The organism is Pseudomonas sp. IT-P74 (assembly GCF_949768175.1).
GTDB lineage: Bacteria > Pseudomonadota > Gammaproteobacteria > Pseudomonadales > Pseudomonadaceae > Aquipseudomonas.
Map to the genome: position 1 here is coordinate 22168 of NZ_CATKQD010000044.1, position 14557 is coordinate 36724.

Genomic DNA, 14557 nt, shown 5'->3' on the forward strand with positions numbered 1-14557 from the left:
ACGATCCAATGTGGGAGCCAGCCTGCTGGCGATGAAGGTATTCGCCTCAAAACATATCTCAAGGCTGAAACGCACCAATGAAGATAGCCGGATCGACCCGCGCATCGTTCAGGCTGATGTTCCAGTGCATGTGCGGTCCGGTCGCGCGGCCGGTCGCGCCGACTTTGCCAACCACGCCACCACGGGCCAATTGTTGACCCACCTTCACGTCGATTTTCGACATGTGGCAGAACATGCTGATAAAGCCCTGGCCATGGTCGACGAACACCGTGTTGCCATTGAAGAAGTAGTTGCCGATCAGGATCACCTTGCCGGCGGCCGGGGTTTTGATCGGTGTGCCGGCGCCCACGGCGAAGTCCAGGCCGGAGTGAGGGTTGCGCTCTTCACCGTTGAAAAAACGACGTACGCCGAACTTGCTCGACAGCGGCCCGTTCACCGGCTTGTCCAGCAGCAGGTTGCTCGGGGTATTGGGGCTGAACGTGCGGTAGGCGGTAATCTGCTCGGCCAGTTCACGCTCGATGCGCTTGAGATTCTCCGGGTCCGGATTGACCTGCTGGGTGTTCTTCAGGGTGATGCGCTGTTCCGGGTATTTCTTGTTGCCAACTGTAAAACTCAGATGACGACCGCCGCTGCTGAGCGATTGAGCCCCTGGCTTGACCGTCAGCGGCAGGCCGACGATGGCCAGCCAGTTGTTCTGTTCCTTGACCACCAGCACCGGATTGCCTTGATAAGTGGCTTTTGGCGCTTGGGCGGACGTGCCCAAGTCCACTACCGCCACGCCGCCCGGCACCGGTTTGTTCAACTGGCGGGTGATGTAGCTGTCGGCGTGGGCGTTGAAGGTCAGGAGCAGCAACAGCAACGGAGCAAAGAAACGCGGCATGGATCAATCCAGTAAAGAAAGGGTGACGGGCGTCAGGTGATTGTCTTCGACCCGCACTTGCAGTTCGCCTTCGCCCAGCTTGGCCTTCAGGCGCTGGCCGGTATGGGTTTGCGCGGCGTTGCGGATGGCGTTGCCACGCTCGTCCAGCAAAATGCTGTAACCACGGCCGAGGGTCGCCAACGGGCTGACCACATGCAGCGTCTGCATCTGGCTGTGCAACTGCAGGCGACGGTTCTTCAGTCCTTCGCGGATGGCGCGTGGCAGGCGTTCGGCCAGGCTGTCGAGGCGCTGGCGCAGCATTGCCAGTTGCCGCCCCGGATGTTGTGCGGCCAGACGGGTTTCCAGGCGGATCAAGCGTTCGCGACGGGTGTTGAGGCTGCGCTCGAACGCACGGCGCATGCGCATGTCCAGGTCATCCAGGCGTTGCGCTTGCTGGCGCAGGCGCTCGCCGGGATGACGCAGGCGCCGGGAAATGCCTTCCAGGCGCAGGCGATCGCGCATCAAGCGATCACGCATGCGCATCACCAACCGCCGGTGCAGGCTTTCGACCCGACGTACCAGATCGCTGGAGTCCGGTGCCAGCAGTTCGGCGGCAGCGGAAGGGGTGGGCGCGCGAACGTCGGCCACGAAGTCACTGATCGAAACGTCTGTTTCATGGCCGACCGCGCTGACAATAGGCGTCACGCAAGCGTCTACGGCACGGGCCACGGCTTCTTCGTTGAAGCACCAGAGGTCTTCCAGGGAACCGCCGCCCCGGGCCAGGATCAGTGCGTCGAAACCGCGGGCATCCGCCAGTTTCAACGCGCGGACAATCTGTGTCGTGGCTTCGCGGCCCTGTACGGCGGTAGGGATCAGGGTCAACTGCACCTGCGGCGCACGGCGACGGAACACGCTGATGATGTCGCGGATCACCGCCCCGGTGGGCGAACTGATGATGCCGATGCGTTGCGGGTGCGCCGGCAGCGGCACCTTGCGTTCGGCACTGAACAGGCCTTCGGCGCTGAGCTTTTCCTTGAGTGCATCGAAGGCCAGGCGCAAGGCGCCGTCGCCAGCCGGCTCCACGGTGTCGAGGATCAACTGATAATCACCGCGTCCCTCGAACAGCGAGACCTTGCCGCGGACCTTGACCGCCAGGCCGTCCTTCAAGGCCTGGCGAACCCGTGCCGCGTTCTGCCGGAACAGCGCGCAACGCACCTGGGCGCCGCTGTCCTTGAGGGTGAAATACACGTGGCCGGACGCCGGGCGGGCGAGGTTGGAGATTTCGCCTTCGACCCAGATGTTGCTGAACACGTCTTCGAGCAACACCCGCGCGCGGCCGTTGAGCTGGCTGACGGTCAGGACTTCGCGGTCCAGGCCGAGTCTTGCAAAGGGATCTTTAATCATGGGGCGCAGTTTAAAGGCATTCGGTGGTCAATCTCCATGCATCCGCACAATTCCCTTGTGGGAGCGAGCCTGCTCGCGAAGAGGGAGTGTCAGGCAACATAATGTAACTGACACACCGCTTTCGCGAGCAGGCTCGCTCCTACAGGAGGTAAAGTCGTCAGCGGTATTCAAGGAAGATGGAAGAATGAATGTGTTCGAACTGTTGAACCAATGGCCCTTCGGCCCGCTGGACTGGATGGTAATCGGCGCAGGCATCGCCCTGGCCTACATCGTGTTCGGCGTCGCCGGTTTTGGCACCGCTCTGGTGGCGGGACCGATTCTGATTCTGTTCATGCCGCTGTCGAAAATCGTCCCGCTGCTTGTGCTGCTGGACTTTGTCGCGGCGTTCGGCAACCTGTTGCCCTCGCGGCGTGATGTGGCGAAACCGGAACTGCTGCGCTTGCTGCCGTGCATGGCGGTGGGCTGCACCCTCGGCGTGATATTCCTGCTGAACCTCAAGTCCGATCTATTGCTGCTGCTGATGGGGCTGTTTATCAGCGCCTATGCCATTTACAGCCTGTGGATAAAGGTCCGTCCGGCGCAGTTGTCCGCCGCGTGGGCGCTGCCGATGGGGACGGTGGGCGGAATGTTTGGCGCGTTGTTTGGCAGCGGCGGCTTTCTCTATGCGATCTATTTGAACAGCCGGTTGCCCAAGGAGGCGGCCCGGGCCACCCAAAGTGCGCTGATCAGTTGCAGCACGGTGGTGCGTCTGAGCCTGTTTGCAATCGCCGGTGTGTATGCCGATTTGCCGTTGCTGGCGCTGGCGGTTTGTCTATTGCCGGCGATGGCGCTGGGGCTGTGGTTCGGACGACGGTTGACCATGCGCCTGTCCCGCGAGGCGTTCGTGCGCCTGGTGACGTGGCTGGTGCTGGCCAGCGGGATCGCGTTGATCGGGCGTTACTTGAGCACTTGAACATTCAAACTGTGGCGGGGAGCTTTGTGTGGGAGCGAGCCTGCTCGCGATGGAGTCCCCGTCAACACCTATGTGGCTGACACACCATCGCGAGCAGGCTCGCTCCTACAGAAGCGCCTGCAGGTTATTCAGTCGTTGTACTGGCTCAACAACCGCTCCAGGCGTGCACTGAGGCGGCGTTTGATTTCGGTCTCGATGTGCGGGGCGAAGTCATCGATCACGTCTTGCATGATCAACTGCGCGGCGGCGCGCAATTCGCTGTCCAGGTGCAGCAAGTCATCCGGGTTCTTGATGGCGGCGGGCGCCGGCGGCGCCGTGGTAACGGGTTCAACGATGGGGGCAGGGGTTGTCGCTACGACGGGTGGCGAAGGTTCGCTCACGGTGTCGAACAACATCGGAATCTGTTCCTGATCGCCGTCCTCGACCGTGTCGGTCAGCAGAGGCGGTTGCAGGTTGTCATCGCCGAGCAATTGGCGGATCGACTCAAGGTCATCCAGCAGGTGCGCGGACTGTTGCAGCGGTTTTGGAGTGTCCATTGGAAGGCTCAGAGTCGCTGTAATCGGTGATCTTGCAGAGGATAGCCCTGTTCGCGGTAGAAACGGAAACTCTCCCGCGCGGCCGCTCTGATCGTCGGATCCTCCACCACCACTTCCGCCACCCGGGCGAACCTGTTGGCGAAGGTCGGGACTTTCAGGTCGAGATTGACCAGCAAATCCTGATGCTGACCGCAGTCATCGCCCAACCCCAGGACAATCAAACCCTCAGGCTCGCTGTCGGCAGGGCCGTGGGGCACGAAGCTTTCGCCCTTGAACGCCCACAGCCGCGCATCGAGATCGTCACGCTGGGCCGCGTCGCTGCAGTGCAGGTAGATGCGGTGACCCATGCGCCAGGCTTTCTCGGTGAGCTTGCAGGCAAAGTCCAGGCGTGCCGAAGGATCGGCGCTGGGCAGGATATAGAAGTCGACTTTGGTCATTGCGGTTCCAGAGCGGCAAGCGGCGTCACCGGGAAGTGACGCCGCCTTTCAACGGTTTCAGGCTTTGGCGCGGTCCAGCAGGTATTGGGTCAGCAGTGGAACCGGACGGCCAGTGGCGCCCTTGTCCTTGCCGCCGCTGGTCCAGGCCGTGCCGGCGATGTCCAGGTGCGCCCAGTTCAGGTTCTTGGTGAAGCGCGACAGGAAGCAGGCCGCGGTGATGGTGCCGGCTTTCGGGCCGCCAATGTTGGCGATGTCGGCGAACGGGCTGTCCAGCTGTTCCTGGTACTCATCGAACAGCGGCAGTTGCCAGGCGCGGTCGTCGGCGGTCTTGCCTGCGCTCAGCAGTTGGTCGATCAGTTCGTCGTTGTTGCCCAGCAGGCCCGAGGTGTGGGAACCCAGGGCAACCACGCAGGCGCCGGTCAGGGTCGCGATGTCGATGACCGCTTGCGGCTTGAAGCGCTCGGAGTAGGTCAGGGCGTCGCACAGCACCAGGCGGCCTTCGGCGTCGGTGTTGAGGATTTCCACGGTCTGGCCGCTCATGGTGGTGACGATATCGCCCGGGCGCGAAGCGTTGCCGCTCGGCATGTTCTCGGCGCAGGCCAGGATGCACACCAGGTTGATCGGCAGCTTCAGTTCGAGCACGGCACGCAGGGTGCCGAACACGCTGGCGGCGCCGCCCATGTCGTACTTCATTTCATCCATGCCGGCACCCGGCTTGAGGCTGATGCCGCCGGTGTCGAAGGTGATGCCTTTGCCGACCAGCGCGTACGGCTTCTCGGATTTCTTGCCGCCGTTGTACTGCATGACGATCAGGCGCGGAGGCTGGGCGCTGCCCTGACCGACGGCGTAGAACGAGCCCATGCCCAGGGCCTTGATCTTCTTCTCGTCGAGGACTTCGACCTTCAGGTCCTTGAATTCCTTGCCCAGGTCTTTGGCCTGCTCACCGAGGAAGGTCGGGTGGCAGATGTTCGGCGGCAGGTTGCCCAGGTTGCGGGTGAAGGCCATGCCGTTGGCGATGGCGGTGGCGTGGGTCACGGCGCGTTGCACTTCAGCCTGGGCGGCCTTGATGGTCAGCAGGGTGATTTTCTTCAGGGCGCGGGGTTCGGCTTTCTGGCTCTTGAACTGGTCGAAGCTGTACTCGCCGTCCACCAGGGTTTCGGCCAGCAGGCGGGTCTTGCCGTAGCTGTCGCGGCCTTTGATGACCACTTCATCCAGCGCGAGCACTGCATCGCTGCCGCCCAGGCCTTTGAGGGTATTGAGGATGCCGGCGATGATCTTGCGGAACGGGCGGTCACCCAGCTCGTCGTCCTTGCCCACGCCCACCAGCAGCACGCGCTCGGCCTTGAGGTTCGGCAGGCTGTGCAGCAACAGGCTCTGGCCAACCTTGCCGGCCAGGTCGCCGCGCTTGAGCACTGCGCTGATCGCGCCGCCGCTCAATTCGTCGAGTTGTCTGGCAACCGCGCCGAGCTTGCGGCCTTCGCCGACGGAGACCACGAGAGTGGCGGTCTTCAACGTTTCGGGGTTGACGCTTTTTACAACCAGTTCCATGTCCGGGTCCCTGAATTGATGGTTATCACGCATGCGCCCGACACTTTATGTGCGTCGATTGCTTATAGATAGAAAGGCGCCAGGATCGACCGGCGACAAAGGCCGCAGTTTGAACCTCGCTACCGGCGGCTGACAACCCTCGGTTGTACGATTGTAGGAGCGAGCCTGCTCGCGAAGAACCTGAGGCCGCCTCGGGGTTTCAGGCTTATCGCGTAATCGTTGACGACCATCGCGAGCGAGCTCGCTCCTACAAGCCCGGGATGCATTGCGCAGTGACAGGCGCACCCAATCACAGGATAATGCGCCATCTTTTTTCGGCGGCTCTGCCTTGCGGGCTGTCCGATACGTTTGCTTGTTTGGCCGCCTTAGCCTGACAACCCTGGAGTGTCTGGTTTGATCGTCTTCCGTTATCTATCCCGCGAAGTCCTGTTGACCTTGAGCGCCGTCAGTGCCGTGCTGCTGGTCATCATCATGAGCGGTCGCTTCATCAAATACCTCGCCCAGGCGGCTTCGGGTCTGCTGGATCCGGGCTCGCTGTTCCTGATCATGGGCTTTCGCCTGCCGGGTTTCCTCCAGCTGATCCTGCCGCTGGGGCTGTTTCTCGGGATCCTGTTGTCCTACGGGCGCCTGTACCTCGAAAGCGAAATGACCGTGCTCTCGGCCACCGGCATGAGCCAGCAGCGGCTGTTTTGCATGACGCTGTTCCCGGCCACCCTGGTTGCGCTCATCGTGGCGTGGCTGAGCCTGAGCCTGGCGCCACAGGGGGCCAATCAGTTTCAACTGCTGTTGAACAAGCAGGATGCCCTGACCGAATTCGATACCCTGGAGCCGGGGCGCTTCCAGGCTTTGCGTGACGGCACCCGGGTCACCTATACCGAGCGCATGTCCGATGATCGCGTCAATCTGGAGGGGGTGTTCATCTCGCAAAAAAACATCAGTTCCAATAACAAGGATCGCGGGATTTCCGTGCTGGTGGCGGAAAAGGGGCGCCAGGAGATTCGTCCGGACGGCAACCGCTACCTGATCCTTGATAACGGCTATCGCTATGACGGTAGTCCGGGGCAAGCCGACTACCGGGCGATCAAGTACGACGAGTATGGCGTATTGCTGCCAAAACCGGACGTCAGCGACGAAGTCACCGACCGTGACGCGATGCCGACCAGTACGTTGATCGGCAGTGACGACATTCGTATGCGCGCCGAACTGCAATGGCGCATGTCTCTACCGTTGCTGGTGTTCATCGTGACCCTGATGGCGGTGCCGCTGTCGCGGGTCAACCCGCGTCAGGGCCGATTCCTCAAATTACTGCCGGCGATTCTTCTTTATATGGCTTACCTGACCATTCTGATTGCCGCCCGCGGTGCCCTCGACAAGGGCAAGATCCCCGCGGTGTTTGGCTTGTGGTGGGTGCACGGGATTTTCCTGTCCATCGGCCTGGGCTTGCTCTACTGGGAGCCCTTGCGCTTGAAGAGGGCGAGTCGCCGTAGCGCGCTGGAGGTGGCCCGTGGTTAAGCTGGATCGCTACATTGGTAGCAGTGTATTCATGGCGATCCTGGCGGTGCTCGGGATCATTCTCGGTCTGGCGACCCTGTTTGCCTTCATCGACGAGATGAGTGAAGTCAGCGATACCTACACCCTGGTCGATGCGTTGAGTTATGTGTTGTTGACCGCTCCGCGCCGGATGTACGAAATGCTGCCGATGGCTGCGCTGATCGGCTGTCTGATCGGTCTGGGCAGCCTGGCCAGCAACAGCGAGCTGACCATCATGCGCGCCGCCGGTGTGTCGATCGGCCGGATCGTCTGGGCGGTCATGAAACCGATGCTGGTATTGATGCTGGCCGGTGTACTGGTCGGCGAGTACGTCGCTCCGCCCGCTGAAACCACGGCGCAGGCCAATCGCTCGCTGGCCCAGGGCAGCGGTGATGCACAAAGCGCCAAGCACGGCTTGTGGCACCGCCAGGGCGATGAGTTCATTCACGTCAACTCGGTACAACCCAACGGCATCCTGTATGGCGTGACCCGTTATCGCTTCGACAATGAACGGCACATGCTGTCGGCGAGTTTCGCCAAGCGTGCCGACTTCGAAAACGAACAATGGGTGCTGTCGGATGTCACGACCACGCTGTTCCACGAGCGCAGCACCGAAGTGGTTTCGACTCCGGAAGAGCGCTGGAACGTTGCGTTGAGCCCGCAGTTGCTGAACACCGTGGTCATGGTGCCCGAGTCGCTGTCGATCAGCGGCCTGTGGAGTTACATCCACTATCTGGCGGACCAGGGGCTGAACAATGGCCGCTACTGGCTGGCATTTTGGGTCAAGGTATTGCAACCGCTGGTGACTGCCGCTCTGGTGTTGATGGCGATTTCCTTCATCTTTGGTCCGCTGCGTTCGGTAACCCTGGGTCAACGGGTGTTCACCGGCGTGCTGGTGGGCTTCACCTTCCGCATCGTTCAGGATCTGCTGGGGCCTTCGAGCCAGGTATTCGGCTTCCCGCCGTTGCTTTCGGTGCTGGTGCCGGCGGGTATTTGTGCCGTGGCGGGGCTCTGGCTGTTGCGTCGAGCTGGTTGATGGCGGGCATTTTCCGACCGCTTTGACGTTAAAAAACGCCCTTGTCGCAAGACCGGGGCGTTTTTGTAGGCACCGTCTGACCTGCGAACGTGACGCTAGCGCCGTGGATCAGGTACAATTCCCGGCTATTTTTCGGCGGGCCATGCCTGCAGCCTTTTTGAGTGTTGATCCGTGAGTGATTTGAGTCATATCCGCAATTTCTCCATCATCGCCCACATTGACCATGGCAAGTCGACGCTGGCCGATCGCTTCATCCAGATGTGTGGCGGCCTCGCCGAGCGCGAAATGGAAGCCCAGGTCCTGGACTCCATGGACCTTGAGCGTGAACGCGGGATCACCATCAAGGCGCACAGCGTTACTCTGTATTACAAGGCCAAAGACGGCATCAACTACCAGTTGAACTTCATTGACACCCCCGGCCACGTTGACTTCACCTATGAGGTGAGCCGTTCGCTGGCTGCCTGTGAAGGCGCGCTGCTGGTGGTCGACGCCGGTCAAGGCGTTGAAGCACAGTCGGTTGCCAACTGCTACACGGCGATCGAGCAGGGCCTGGAAGTGATGCCGGTGCTGAACAAGATCGACCTGCCACAGGCCGATCCGGACCGCGTCAAAGAAGAAATCGAAAAAATCATCGGCATCGATGCCACCGACGCGGTCGAGTGCTCGGCCAAGACCGGCCTGGGCGTCGACGCAGTGCTCGAGCGCCTGGTCGCCACCATTCCTGCACCGACCGGCAACTACGAAGATCCGCTGCAAGCGTTGATCATCGACTCCTGGTTCGACAACTACCTGGGCGTTGTTTCCCTGGTACGCGTGCGCCACGGTCGTGTGAAGAAGGGCGACAAGATCCTGGTCAAGTCCACCGGCAAGATCCACCTGGTGGACAGCGTCGGTGTATTCAACCCGAAGCACACCCCTACCGCTGACCTCAAGGCCGGTGAAGTGGGCTTCATCATCGCCAGCATCAAGGACATTCACGGTGCGCCAGTGGGCGACACCCTGACCTTGAGCTCGACGCCGGACGTTGATGTACTGCCAGGCTTCAAGCGTATTCAGCCGCAGGTTTATGCCGGTCTGTTCCCGGTCAGCTCCGACGACTTCGAAGACTTCCGCGAAGCGCTGCAAAAGCTCACCCTGAACGACTCGTCGCTGCAATACACCCCGGAAAGCTCCGACGCCCTGGGCTTCGGTTTCCGTTGCGGGTTCCTCGGCATGCTGCACATGGAAATCATCCAGGAGCGCCTGGAGCGCGAGTACAACCTGGACCTGATCACCACGGCGCCGACGGTAATCTTCGAGCTGCTGCTCAAGACCGGCGAGACGATCTACGTCGATAACCCGTCGAAGCTCCCGGACCTGTCCTCGATCGAAGACATGCGTGAACCGATCGTGCGGGCCAATATTCTTGTGCCGCAAGAGCACCTGGGCAACGTCATTACCCTGTGCATCGAAAAACGTGGTGTGCAGGTTGACATGCTGTTCCTCGGCTCCCAGGTACAAGTGACCTACGACCTGCCGATGAACGAAGTGGTGCTGGACTTCTTCGACCGTCTGAAGTCCACCAGTCGCGGCTATGCTTCGCTGGACTACCATTTCGATCGTTATCAATCGGCCAGTCTGGTGAAACTGGACGTGCTGATCAACGGTGACAAGGTCGACGCCCTGGCGCTGATCGTGCACCGCGACAACTCGCACTACAAAGGTCGCCAGTTGACCGAGAAGATGAAAGAACTGATTCCGCGGCAGATGTTCGACGTGGCAATCCAGGCCGCCATTGGCGGGCAGATTGTGGCGCGGACGACCGTCAAGGCGCTCAGAAAGAACGTATTGGCCAAATGCTACGGTGGTGACGTCAGCCGTAAGAAGAAGCTGCTGGAAAAGCAAAAGGCCGGTAAGAAACGCATGAAGCAGGTCGGCAACGTGGAAATTCCACAGGAAGCCTTCCTTGCAGTGCTCAGGTTGGATAGTTAGGTCCTATGTCGCTAAATTTCCCGCTGTTGCTGGTCATTGCCGTGTTCGTCTGCGGCCTGTTGGCGTTGCTCGATCTCTTGGTCCTGGCCCCGCGCCGGCGTGCCGCCATCGCCTCCTATCAGGGCAGCGTCAGCCAGCCTGACAGGGGCGTGGTCGAGAAGCTGAACAAAGAGCCGCTGCTGGTTGAATACGGCAAGTCGTTCTTCCCGGTGTTGTTCATCGTGCTGGTGCTGCGTTCGTTCCTGGTGGAACCGTTCCAGATTCCTTCCGGTTCGATGAAGCCAACCCTGGATGTCGGCGACTTCATCCTGGTGAGCAAGTTTTCCTACGGGATCCGCTTGCCGGTGATCGACAAAAAAGTCATCGATGTCGGTGACCCGCAGCGCGGCGATGTGATGGTGTTCCGCTACCCGAGCGACCCGAACGTCAACTACATCAAGCGTGTGGTTGGCTTGCCGGGCGACACGGTTCGCTACACCGCCGACAAGCGCTTGTTCGTCAACGGTCAATCGATTGCCGAGCAACTGGTCGGCTCCGAGCCGGGCACGCTGGGCAGCGCCGAGCTCTACAAGGAAAAACTCGGTGCGGCCGAGCACATGATCCGCAAGGAAATGAGCCGCTACCGGGCCATGCCGGACCATTCGTGGACCGTGCCGGCCGGGCACTACTTCATGATGGGCGACAACCGCGACAACTCGAACGACAGTCGCTACTGGGATGATCCGAACATTCCCAAGGATTTGCTGGGCATGGTTCCCGACAAGAATATCGTCGGCAAGGCCTTTGCGGTCTGGATGAGCTGGCCGGAACCCAAACTCAGCCACCTGCCGAATTTCTCGCGGGTTGGCCTGATCAAGTAATCAGACACGGCGCTGTTGAACACAGCGCCGAATGCATTTCTGGAGCCAGCACAATGGGCGCCAGAGGCATGAAAACAATGATATTCAGGACGTTATTTTTGAACACAGCTTTAATTGTCCCAAGCCTGCGCCAACTTATGGCGATGGCGGTGGAATCCAGCCACGAACTCAGCGTGGGTAAACCGTGAGCGTCTCCTTAAGCCGTCTAGAGCGTCAGCTCGGCTACACCTTCAAGGATCAGGAACTGATGGTCCTGGCCCTGACTCACCGCAGCTTTGCCGGGCGTAACAACGAACGCCTGGAATTCCTCGGTGACGCCATTCTCAACTTCGTCGCCGGCGAGGCGCTGTTCGAGCGTTTCCCGCTGGCTCGCGAAGGCCAGTTGTCGCGTTTGCGCGCGCGTCTGGTCAAAGGTGAGACCCTGGCCGTACTGGCCCGTGGTTTCGATCTGGGCGAATACTTGCGCCTGGGTTCCGGCGAGCTGAAAAGCGGCGGCTTCCGTCGCGAGTCGATTCTGGCCGATGCCCTCGAAGCGCTGATCGGTGCGATCTACCTCGATGCCGGCATGGAAATGGCCCGCGAGCGTGTGCTCGCCTGGCTGGCTGGCGAGTTCGAAGGCCTGACACTGGTCGACACCAACAAAGATCCAAAGACCCGCCTGCAGGAATTCCTGCAGTCCCGTGGTTGTGAGCTGCCGCGTTACGAAGTGGTGGATATCCAGGGTGAGCCGCATTGCCGGACGTTCTTCGTCGAATGCGAAATCATCTTACTGAATGAAAAAAGCCGAGGTCAGGGTGTGAGCCGTCGTATTGCCGAACAGGTAGCGGCCGCCGCAGCACTGATTGCCCTGGGTGTGGAGAATGGCAATGACTGATACAAACGCAACTCGCTGTGGCTATGTTGCCATCGTCGGCCGTCCGAACGTGGGCAAGTCCACGCTGCTGAACCACATCCTGGGTCAGAAGCTGGCGATCACCTCGCGCAAACCGCAAACCACCCGTCACAACATGCTCGGTATCAAGACCGAGGGCGATGTGCAGGCGATCTACGTCGACACCCCCGGTATGCACAAGGGTGGCGAGAAGGCCCTGAACCGCTACATGAACAAGACCGCTTCGGCGGCGTTGAAAGACGTCGACGTGGTGATCTTCGTGGTCGACCGCACCAAGTGGACCGAAGAGGACCAGATGGTTCTCGAGCGCGTCCAGTACGTGACCGGCCCGCTGATCGTGGCGTTGAACAAGACCGATCGCATCGAAGACAAGGCCGAGCTGATGCCGCACCTGAGCTGGTTGCAGGAGCAGTTGCCGAATGCGCAGATCATCCCGATTTCCGCACAGCACGGGCATAACCTCGATGCATTGGAGCGCGTGATCGCCGAGCACCTGCCGGAAAACGATCACTTCTTCCCGGAAGACCAGATCACCGACCGCAGCAGCCGTTTCCTCGCCGCCGAACTGGTGCGTGAGAAAATCATGCGCCAGATGGGCGCCGAGCTGCCGTACCAGATCACCGTTGAAATCGAAGAGTTCAAGCAGCAGGGCAAGACCCTGCACATCCATGCCCTGATCCTCGTCGAGCGCGATGGCCAGAAGAAAATCATCATTGGCGACAAGGGCGAGCGCATCAAGCGCATCGGCACCGAAGCGCGCAAGGACATGGAGCTGCTGTTCGACTCCAAAATCATGCTCAACCTGTGGGTCAAGGTTAAGGGTGGCTGGTCCGATGACGAGCGTGCGTTGCGTTCGTTGGGTTATGGCGACTTGTAATACCTGATCTGGATGTACGAGGATCCCCTGTGGGAGCGAGCCTGCTCGCGATAGCGGTCTGTCAGTCAACAACTCTGTTGAATGTTAGTCCCCCATCGCGAGCAGGCTCGCTCCCACAGTGGTTTTGGGGTTGTCAGTAATACCGTGCTCACTCATTGAGATCTGCGATTTCCATGTCCCAACCCATCGCCCAACCCGCCTATGTCCTGCATTCCCGCGCCTACCGTGAAAACAGTGCGCTGGTGGACTTCCTCACGCCGCAAGGTCGGCTGCGGGCGGTATTGCGCAGTGCGCGGGGCAAGGCCGGGACGCTGGCGCGGCCATTCGTGCCGCTGGAAGTCGAGTTCCGGGGCAAGGGCGAGCTGAAGAACGTCGGGCGCATGGAAAGTGCCGGGGTTTCCACCTGGCTCAACGGCGAGGCGCTGTTCAGTGGGCTTTATCTCAATGAGCTGCTGATTCGCCTGCTGCCCGCTGAAGATCCGCTCCCCTCGGTGTTCGATCATTACGCCGCCACTTTGTTGGCCCTGGCCGAAGGTCGCCCACTGGAGCCCTTGCTACGCTCCTTCGAGTGGCGCTTGCTCGATGACCTCGGCTACGGGTTTTCCCTGACTGCTGATGTTCATGATCAGCCCATCGCGCCGGACGGCCTCTACCGCCTGCAAGTGGATGCGGGGCTTGAACGGGTCTATCTGCTGCAGCCGGGCCTGTTCAATGGTGCCGAGCTGTTGGCCATGGCTGAAGCCGACTGGTCCGCCCCCGGCGCTCTGTCCGCCGCCAAGCGCTTGATGCGCCAGGCGTTGGCCGTTCACCTGGGCGGCCGTCCACTCGTCAGTCGCGAGCTGTTTCGCAAGCCCTGATCACACCGTATGCTGTGCACCGAACTTTCTCTTCTTCTGGAGCGCTTCCGTGACCACCAGCACCCGTATTCTTCTTGGCGTGAACATCGACCACGTTGCCACCCTGCGTCAGGCCCGGGGCACCCGTTACCCGGACCCGGTCAAGGCAGCACTGGACGCGGAAGAGGCGGGTGCCGACGGCATCACCGTGCACCTGCGCGAAGACCGTCGGCATATTCAGGAGCGCGACGTTCTGCTGCTCAAGGACGTGCTGCAAACCCGCATGAACTTCGAAATGGGCGTCACCGAAGAAATGATGCAGTTCGCCGAGCGCATCCGCCCGGCGCACATTTGCCTGGTGCCGGAAACCCGTCAGGAGCTGACCACCGAAGGCGGCCTGGACGTGGCGGGGCAGGAAGCGCGGATCAAGGCGGCGGTCGAACGTCTGTCGAAGATCGGCTCCGAAGTGTCGTTGTTCATCGATGCCGATGAGCGCCAGATCGAAGCCTCCCGCCGTGTCGGCGCCCCGGCCATCGAGTTGCACACCGGGCGTTATGCCGATGCCGAGACCCCGACCGAAGTCGCCGAAGAACTCAAGCGGGTGGCCGATGGCGTTGCGTTTGGTTTGGCCCAGGGCCTGATCGTCAATGCCGGCCATGGCCTGCACTATCACAACGTTGAAGCCGTGGCGGCGATCAAGGGCATCAACGAGCTGAACATCGGCCATGCGCTGGTGGCCCATGCGCTGTTCGTGGGCTTCAAGTCGGCTGTTTCGGAGATGAAGGCGTTGATTCTGGCGGCGGCTGCAAAAGCTTAAAA

The 14557-nt window shown here is 60.8% G+C and carries 14 protein-coding genes; 9 read left to right on the forward strand and 5 right to left on the reverse strand.

Annotated elements, in window-relative coordinates:
- Positions 1 to 58: 58 nt before the first annotated feature.
- Together ACM6J5_RS18620 and xseA are read right to left on the reverse strand one after the other, a co-directional pair.
- Complete coding sequence (locus tag ACM6J5_RS18620; protein ID WP_414929117.1) at positions 59 to 880, reverse strand: peptidoglycan DD-metalloendopeptidase family protein; 822 nt, start codon at positions 878 to 880, stop codon at positions 59 to 61.
- Positions 881 to 883: 3 nt separating this feature from the next.
- Positions 884 to 2263, reverse strand: a complete 1380-nt coding sequence (gene xseA / locus ACM6J5_RS18625) for an exodeoxyribonuclease VII large subunit (protein ID WP_414929118.1) — start codon at positions 2261 to 2263, stop codon at positions 884 to 886.
- Positions 2264 to 2447: 184 nt separating this feature from the next.
- On the opposite strand from xseA, the gene ACM6J5_RS18630 reads away from it, so the two are divergent.
- Positions 2448 to 3215: a sulfite exporter TauE/SafE family protein gene (locus ACM6J5_RS18630; protein ID WP_150672972.1), complete on the forward strand. Its 768-nt coding sequence runs from the start codon at positions 2448 to 2450 to the stop codon at positions 3213 to 3215.
- Positions 3216 to 3343: 128 nt separating this feature from the next.
- On the opposite strand, the gene ACM6J5_RS18635 is transcribed toward ACM6J5_RS18630, so the two are convergent.
- From ACM6J5_RS18635 to ACM6J5_RS18645, 3 genes are read right to left on the reverse strand one after another with little or no spacing between them, the layout of a single operon-like run.
- Positions 3344 to 3751: a DNA polymerase III subunit chi gene (locus ACM6J5_RS18635; protein ID WP_150672973.1), complete on the reverse strand. Its 408-nt coding sequence runs from the start codon at positions 3749 to 3751 to the stop codon at positions 3344 to 3346.
- A gap of 8 nt (positions 3752 to 3759) precedes the next feature.
- The gene (locus tag ACM6J5_RS18640) at positions 3760 to 4188 is read right to left on the reverse strand and encodes a DNA polymerase III subunit chi (RefSeq protein WP_414929119.1); all 429 of its coding nucleotides are present in this window, start codon (positions 4186 to 4188) and stop codon (positions 3760 to 3762) included.
- Between the two features lie 57 nt (positions 4189 to 4245).
- A complete protein-coding gene (locus ACM6J5_RS18645; RefSeq protein WP_414929216.1) occupies positions 4246 to 5736 on the reverse strand; it encodes a leucyl aminopeptidase in 1491 nt (496 codons plus the stop codon).
- A 393-nt stretch (positions 5737 to 6129) separates the two neighbouring features.
- Between ACM6J5_RS18645 and lptF the strand changes: the two genes are divergently transcribed.
- The 8 genes from lptF to pdxJ all read left to right on the forward strand — a co-directional run bounded on the left by lptF (position 6130) and on the right by pdxJ (position 14555).
- Complete coding sequence (lptF, locus tag ACM6J5_RS18650; protein WP_150672974.1) at positions 6130 to 7248, forward strand: LPS export ABC transporter permease LptF; 1119 nt, start codon at positions 6130 to 6132, stop codon at positions 7246 to 7248.
- On the forward strand, positions 7241 to 8302 hold the full coding sequence (lptG, locus tag ACM6J5_RS18655) for an LPS export ABC transporter permease LptG (protein WP_150672975.1): 1062 nt from the start codon (positions 7241 to 7243) through the stop codon (positions 8300 to 8302). Before lptF ends, lptG begins: the two co-directional genes overlap by 8 nt.
- A gap of 171 nt (positions 8303 to 8473) precedes the next feature.
- Positions 8474 to 10273: a translation elongation factor 4 gene (lepA, locus tag ACM6J5_RS18660; protein WP_103394308.1), complete on the forward strand. Its 1800-nt coding sequence runs from the start codon at positions 8474 to 8476 to the stop codon at positions 10271 to 10273.
- Positions 10274 to 10278: 5 nt separating this feature from the next.
- Positions 10279 to 11133, forward strand: coding sequence for a signal peptidase I (gene lepB / locus ACM6J5_RS18665; protein ID WP_414929120.1), 855 nt, complete (start codon positions 10279 to 10281; stop codon positions 11131 to 11133).
- Between the two features lie 184 nt (positions 11134 to 11317).
- On the forward strand, positions 11318 to 12007 hold the full coding sequence (rnc, locus tag ACM6J5_RS18670) for a ribonuclease III (RefSeq protein ID WP_008053221.1): 690 nt from the start codon (positions 11318 to 11320) through the stop codon (positions 12005 to 12007).
- Positions 12000 to 12902 carry a GTPase Era gene (gene era / locus ACM6J5_RS18675; RefSeq protein ID WP_007973959.1) on the forward strand — a complete coding sequence of 301 codons (903 nt, stop codon included), beginning with the start codon at positions 12000 to 12002 and terminating at the stop codon, positions 12900 to 12902. The genes rnc and era overlap by 8 nt, the downstream gene beginning before the upstream one ends.
- Before the next feature lie 173 nt (positions 12903 to 13075).
- Positions 13076 to 13759 carry a DNA repair protein RecO gene (gene recO / locus ACM6J5_RS18680; protein WP_095945764.1) on the forward strand — a complete coding sequence of 228 codons (684 nt, stop codon included), beginning with the start codon at positions 13076 to 13078 and terminating at the stop codon, positions 13757 to 13759.
- A gap of 49 nt (positions 13760 to 13808) precedes the next feature.
- Complete coding sequence (gene pdxJ / locus ACM6J5_RS18685) at positions 13809 to 14555, forward strand: pyridoxine 5'-phosphate synthase (protein ID WP_008053219.1); 747 nt, start codon at positions 13809 to 13811, stop codon at positions 14553 to 14555.
- Positions 14556 to 14557 lie beyond the last annotated feature (2 nt).

What these genes read in the sequence shown, in the direction of transcription:
- ACM6J5_RS18620 (WP_414929117.1), bottom strand. Translation starts at nt 880, where the DNA reads ATGCCGCGTTTCTTTGCTCCGTTGCTGTTGCTGCTCCTGACCTTCAAC.
- xseA (WP_414929118.1), bottom strand. Translation starts at nt 2,263, where the DNA reads ATGATTAAAGATCCCTTTGCAAGACTCGGCCTGGACCGCGAAGTCCTG.
- ACM6J5_RS18630 (WP_150672972.1), top strand. Translation starts at nt 2,448, where the DNA reads ATGAATGTGTTCGAACTGTTGAACCAATGGCCCTTCGGCCCGCTGGAC.
- ACM6J5_RS18635 (WP_150672973.1), bottom strand. Translation starts at nt 3,751, where the DNA reads ATGGACACTCCAAAACCGCTGCAACAGTCCGCGCACCTGCTGGATGAC.
- ACM6J5_RS18640 (WP_414929119.1), bottom strand. Translation starts at nt 4,188, where the DNA reads ATGACCAAAGTCGACTTCTATATCCTGCCCAGCGCCGATCCTTCGGCA.
- ACM6J5_RS18645 (WP_414929216.1), bottom strand. Translation starts at nt 5,736, where the DNA reads ATGGAACTGGTTGTAAAAAGCGTCAACCCCGAAACGTTGAAGACCGCC.
- lepB (WP_414929120.1), top strand. Translation starts at nt 10,279, where the DNA reads ATGTCGCTAAATTTCCCGCTGTTGCTGGTCATTGCCGTGTTCGTCTGC.
- era (WP_007973959.1), top strand. Translation starts at nt 12,000, where the DNA reads ATGACTGATACAAACGCAACTCGCTGTGGCTATGTTGCCATCGTCGGC.
- recO (WP_095945764.1), top strand. Translation starts at nt 13,076, where the DNA reads ATGTCCCAACCCATCGCCCAACCCGCCTATGTCCTGCATTCCCGCGCC.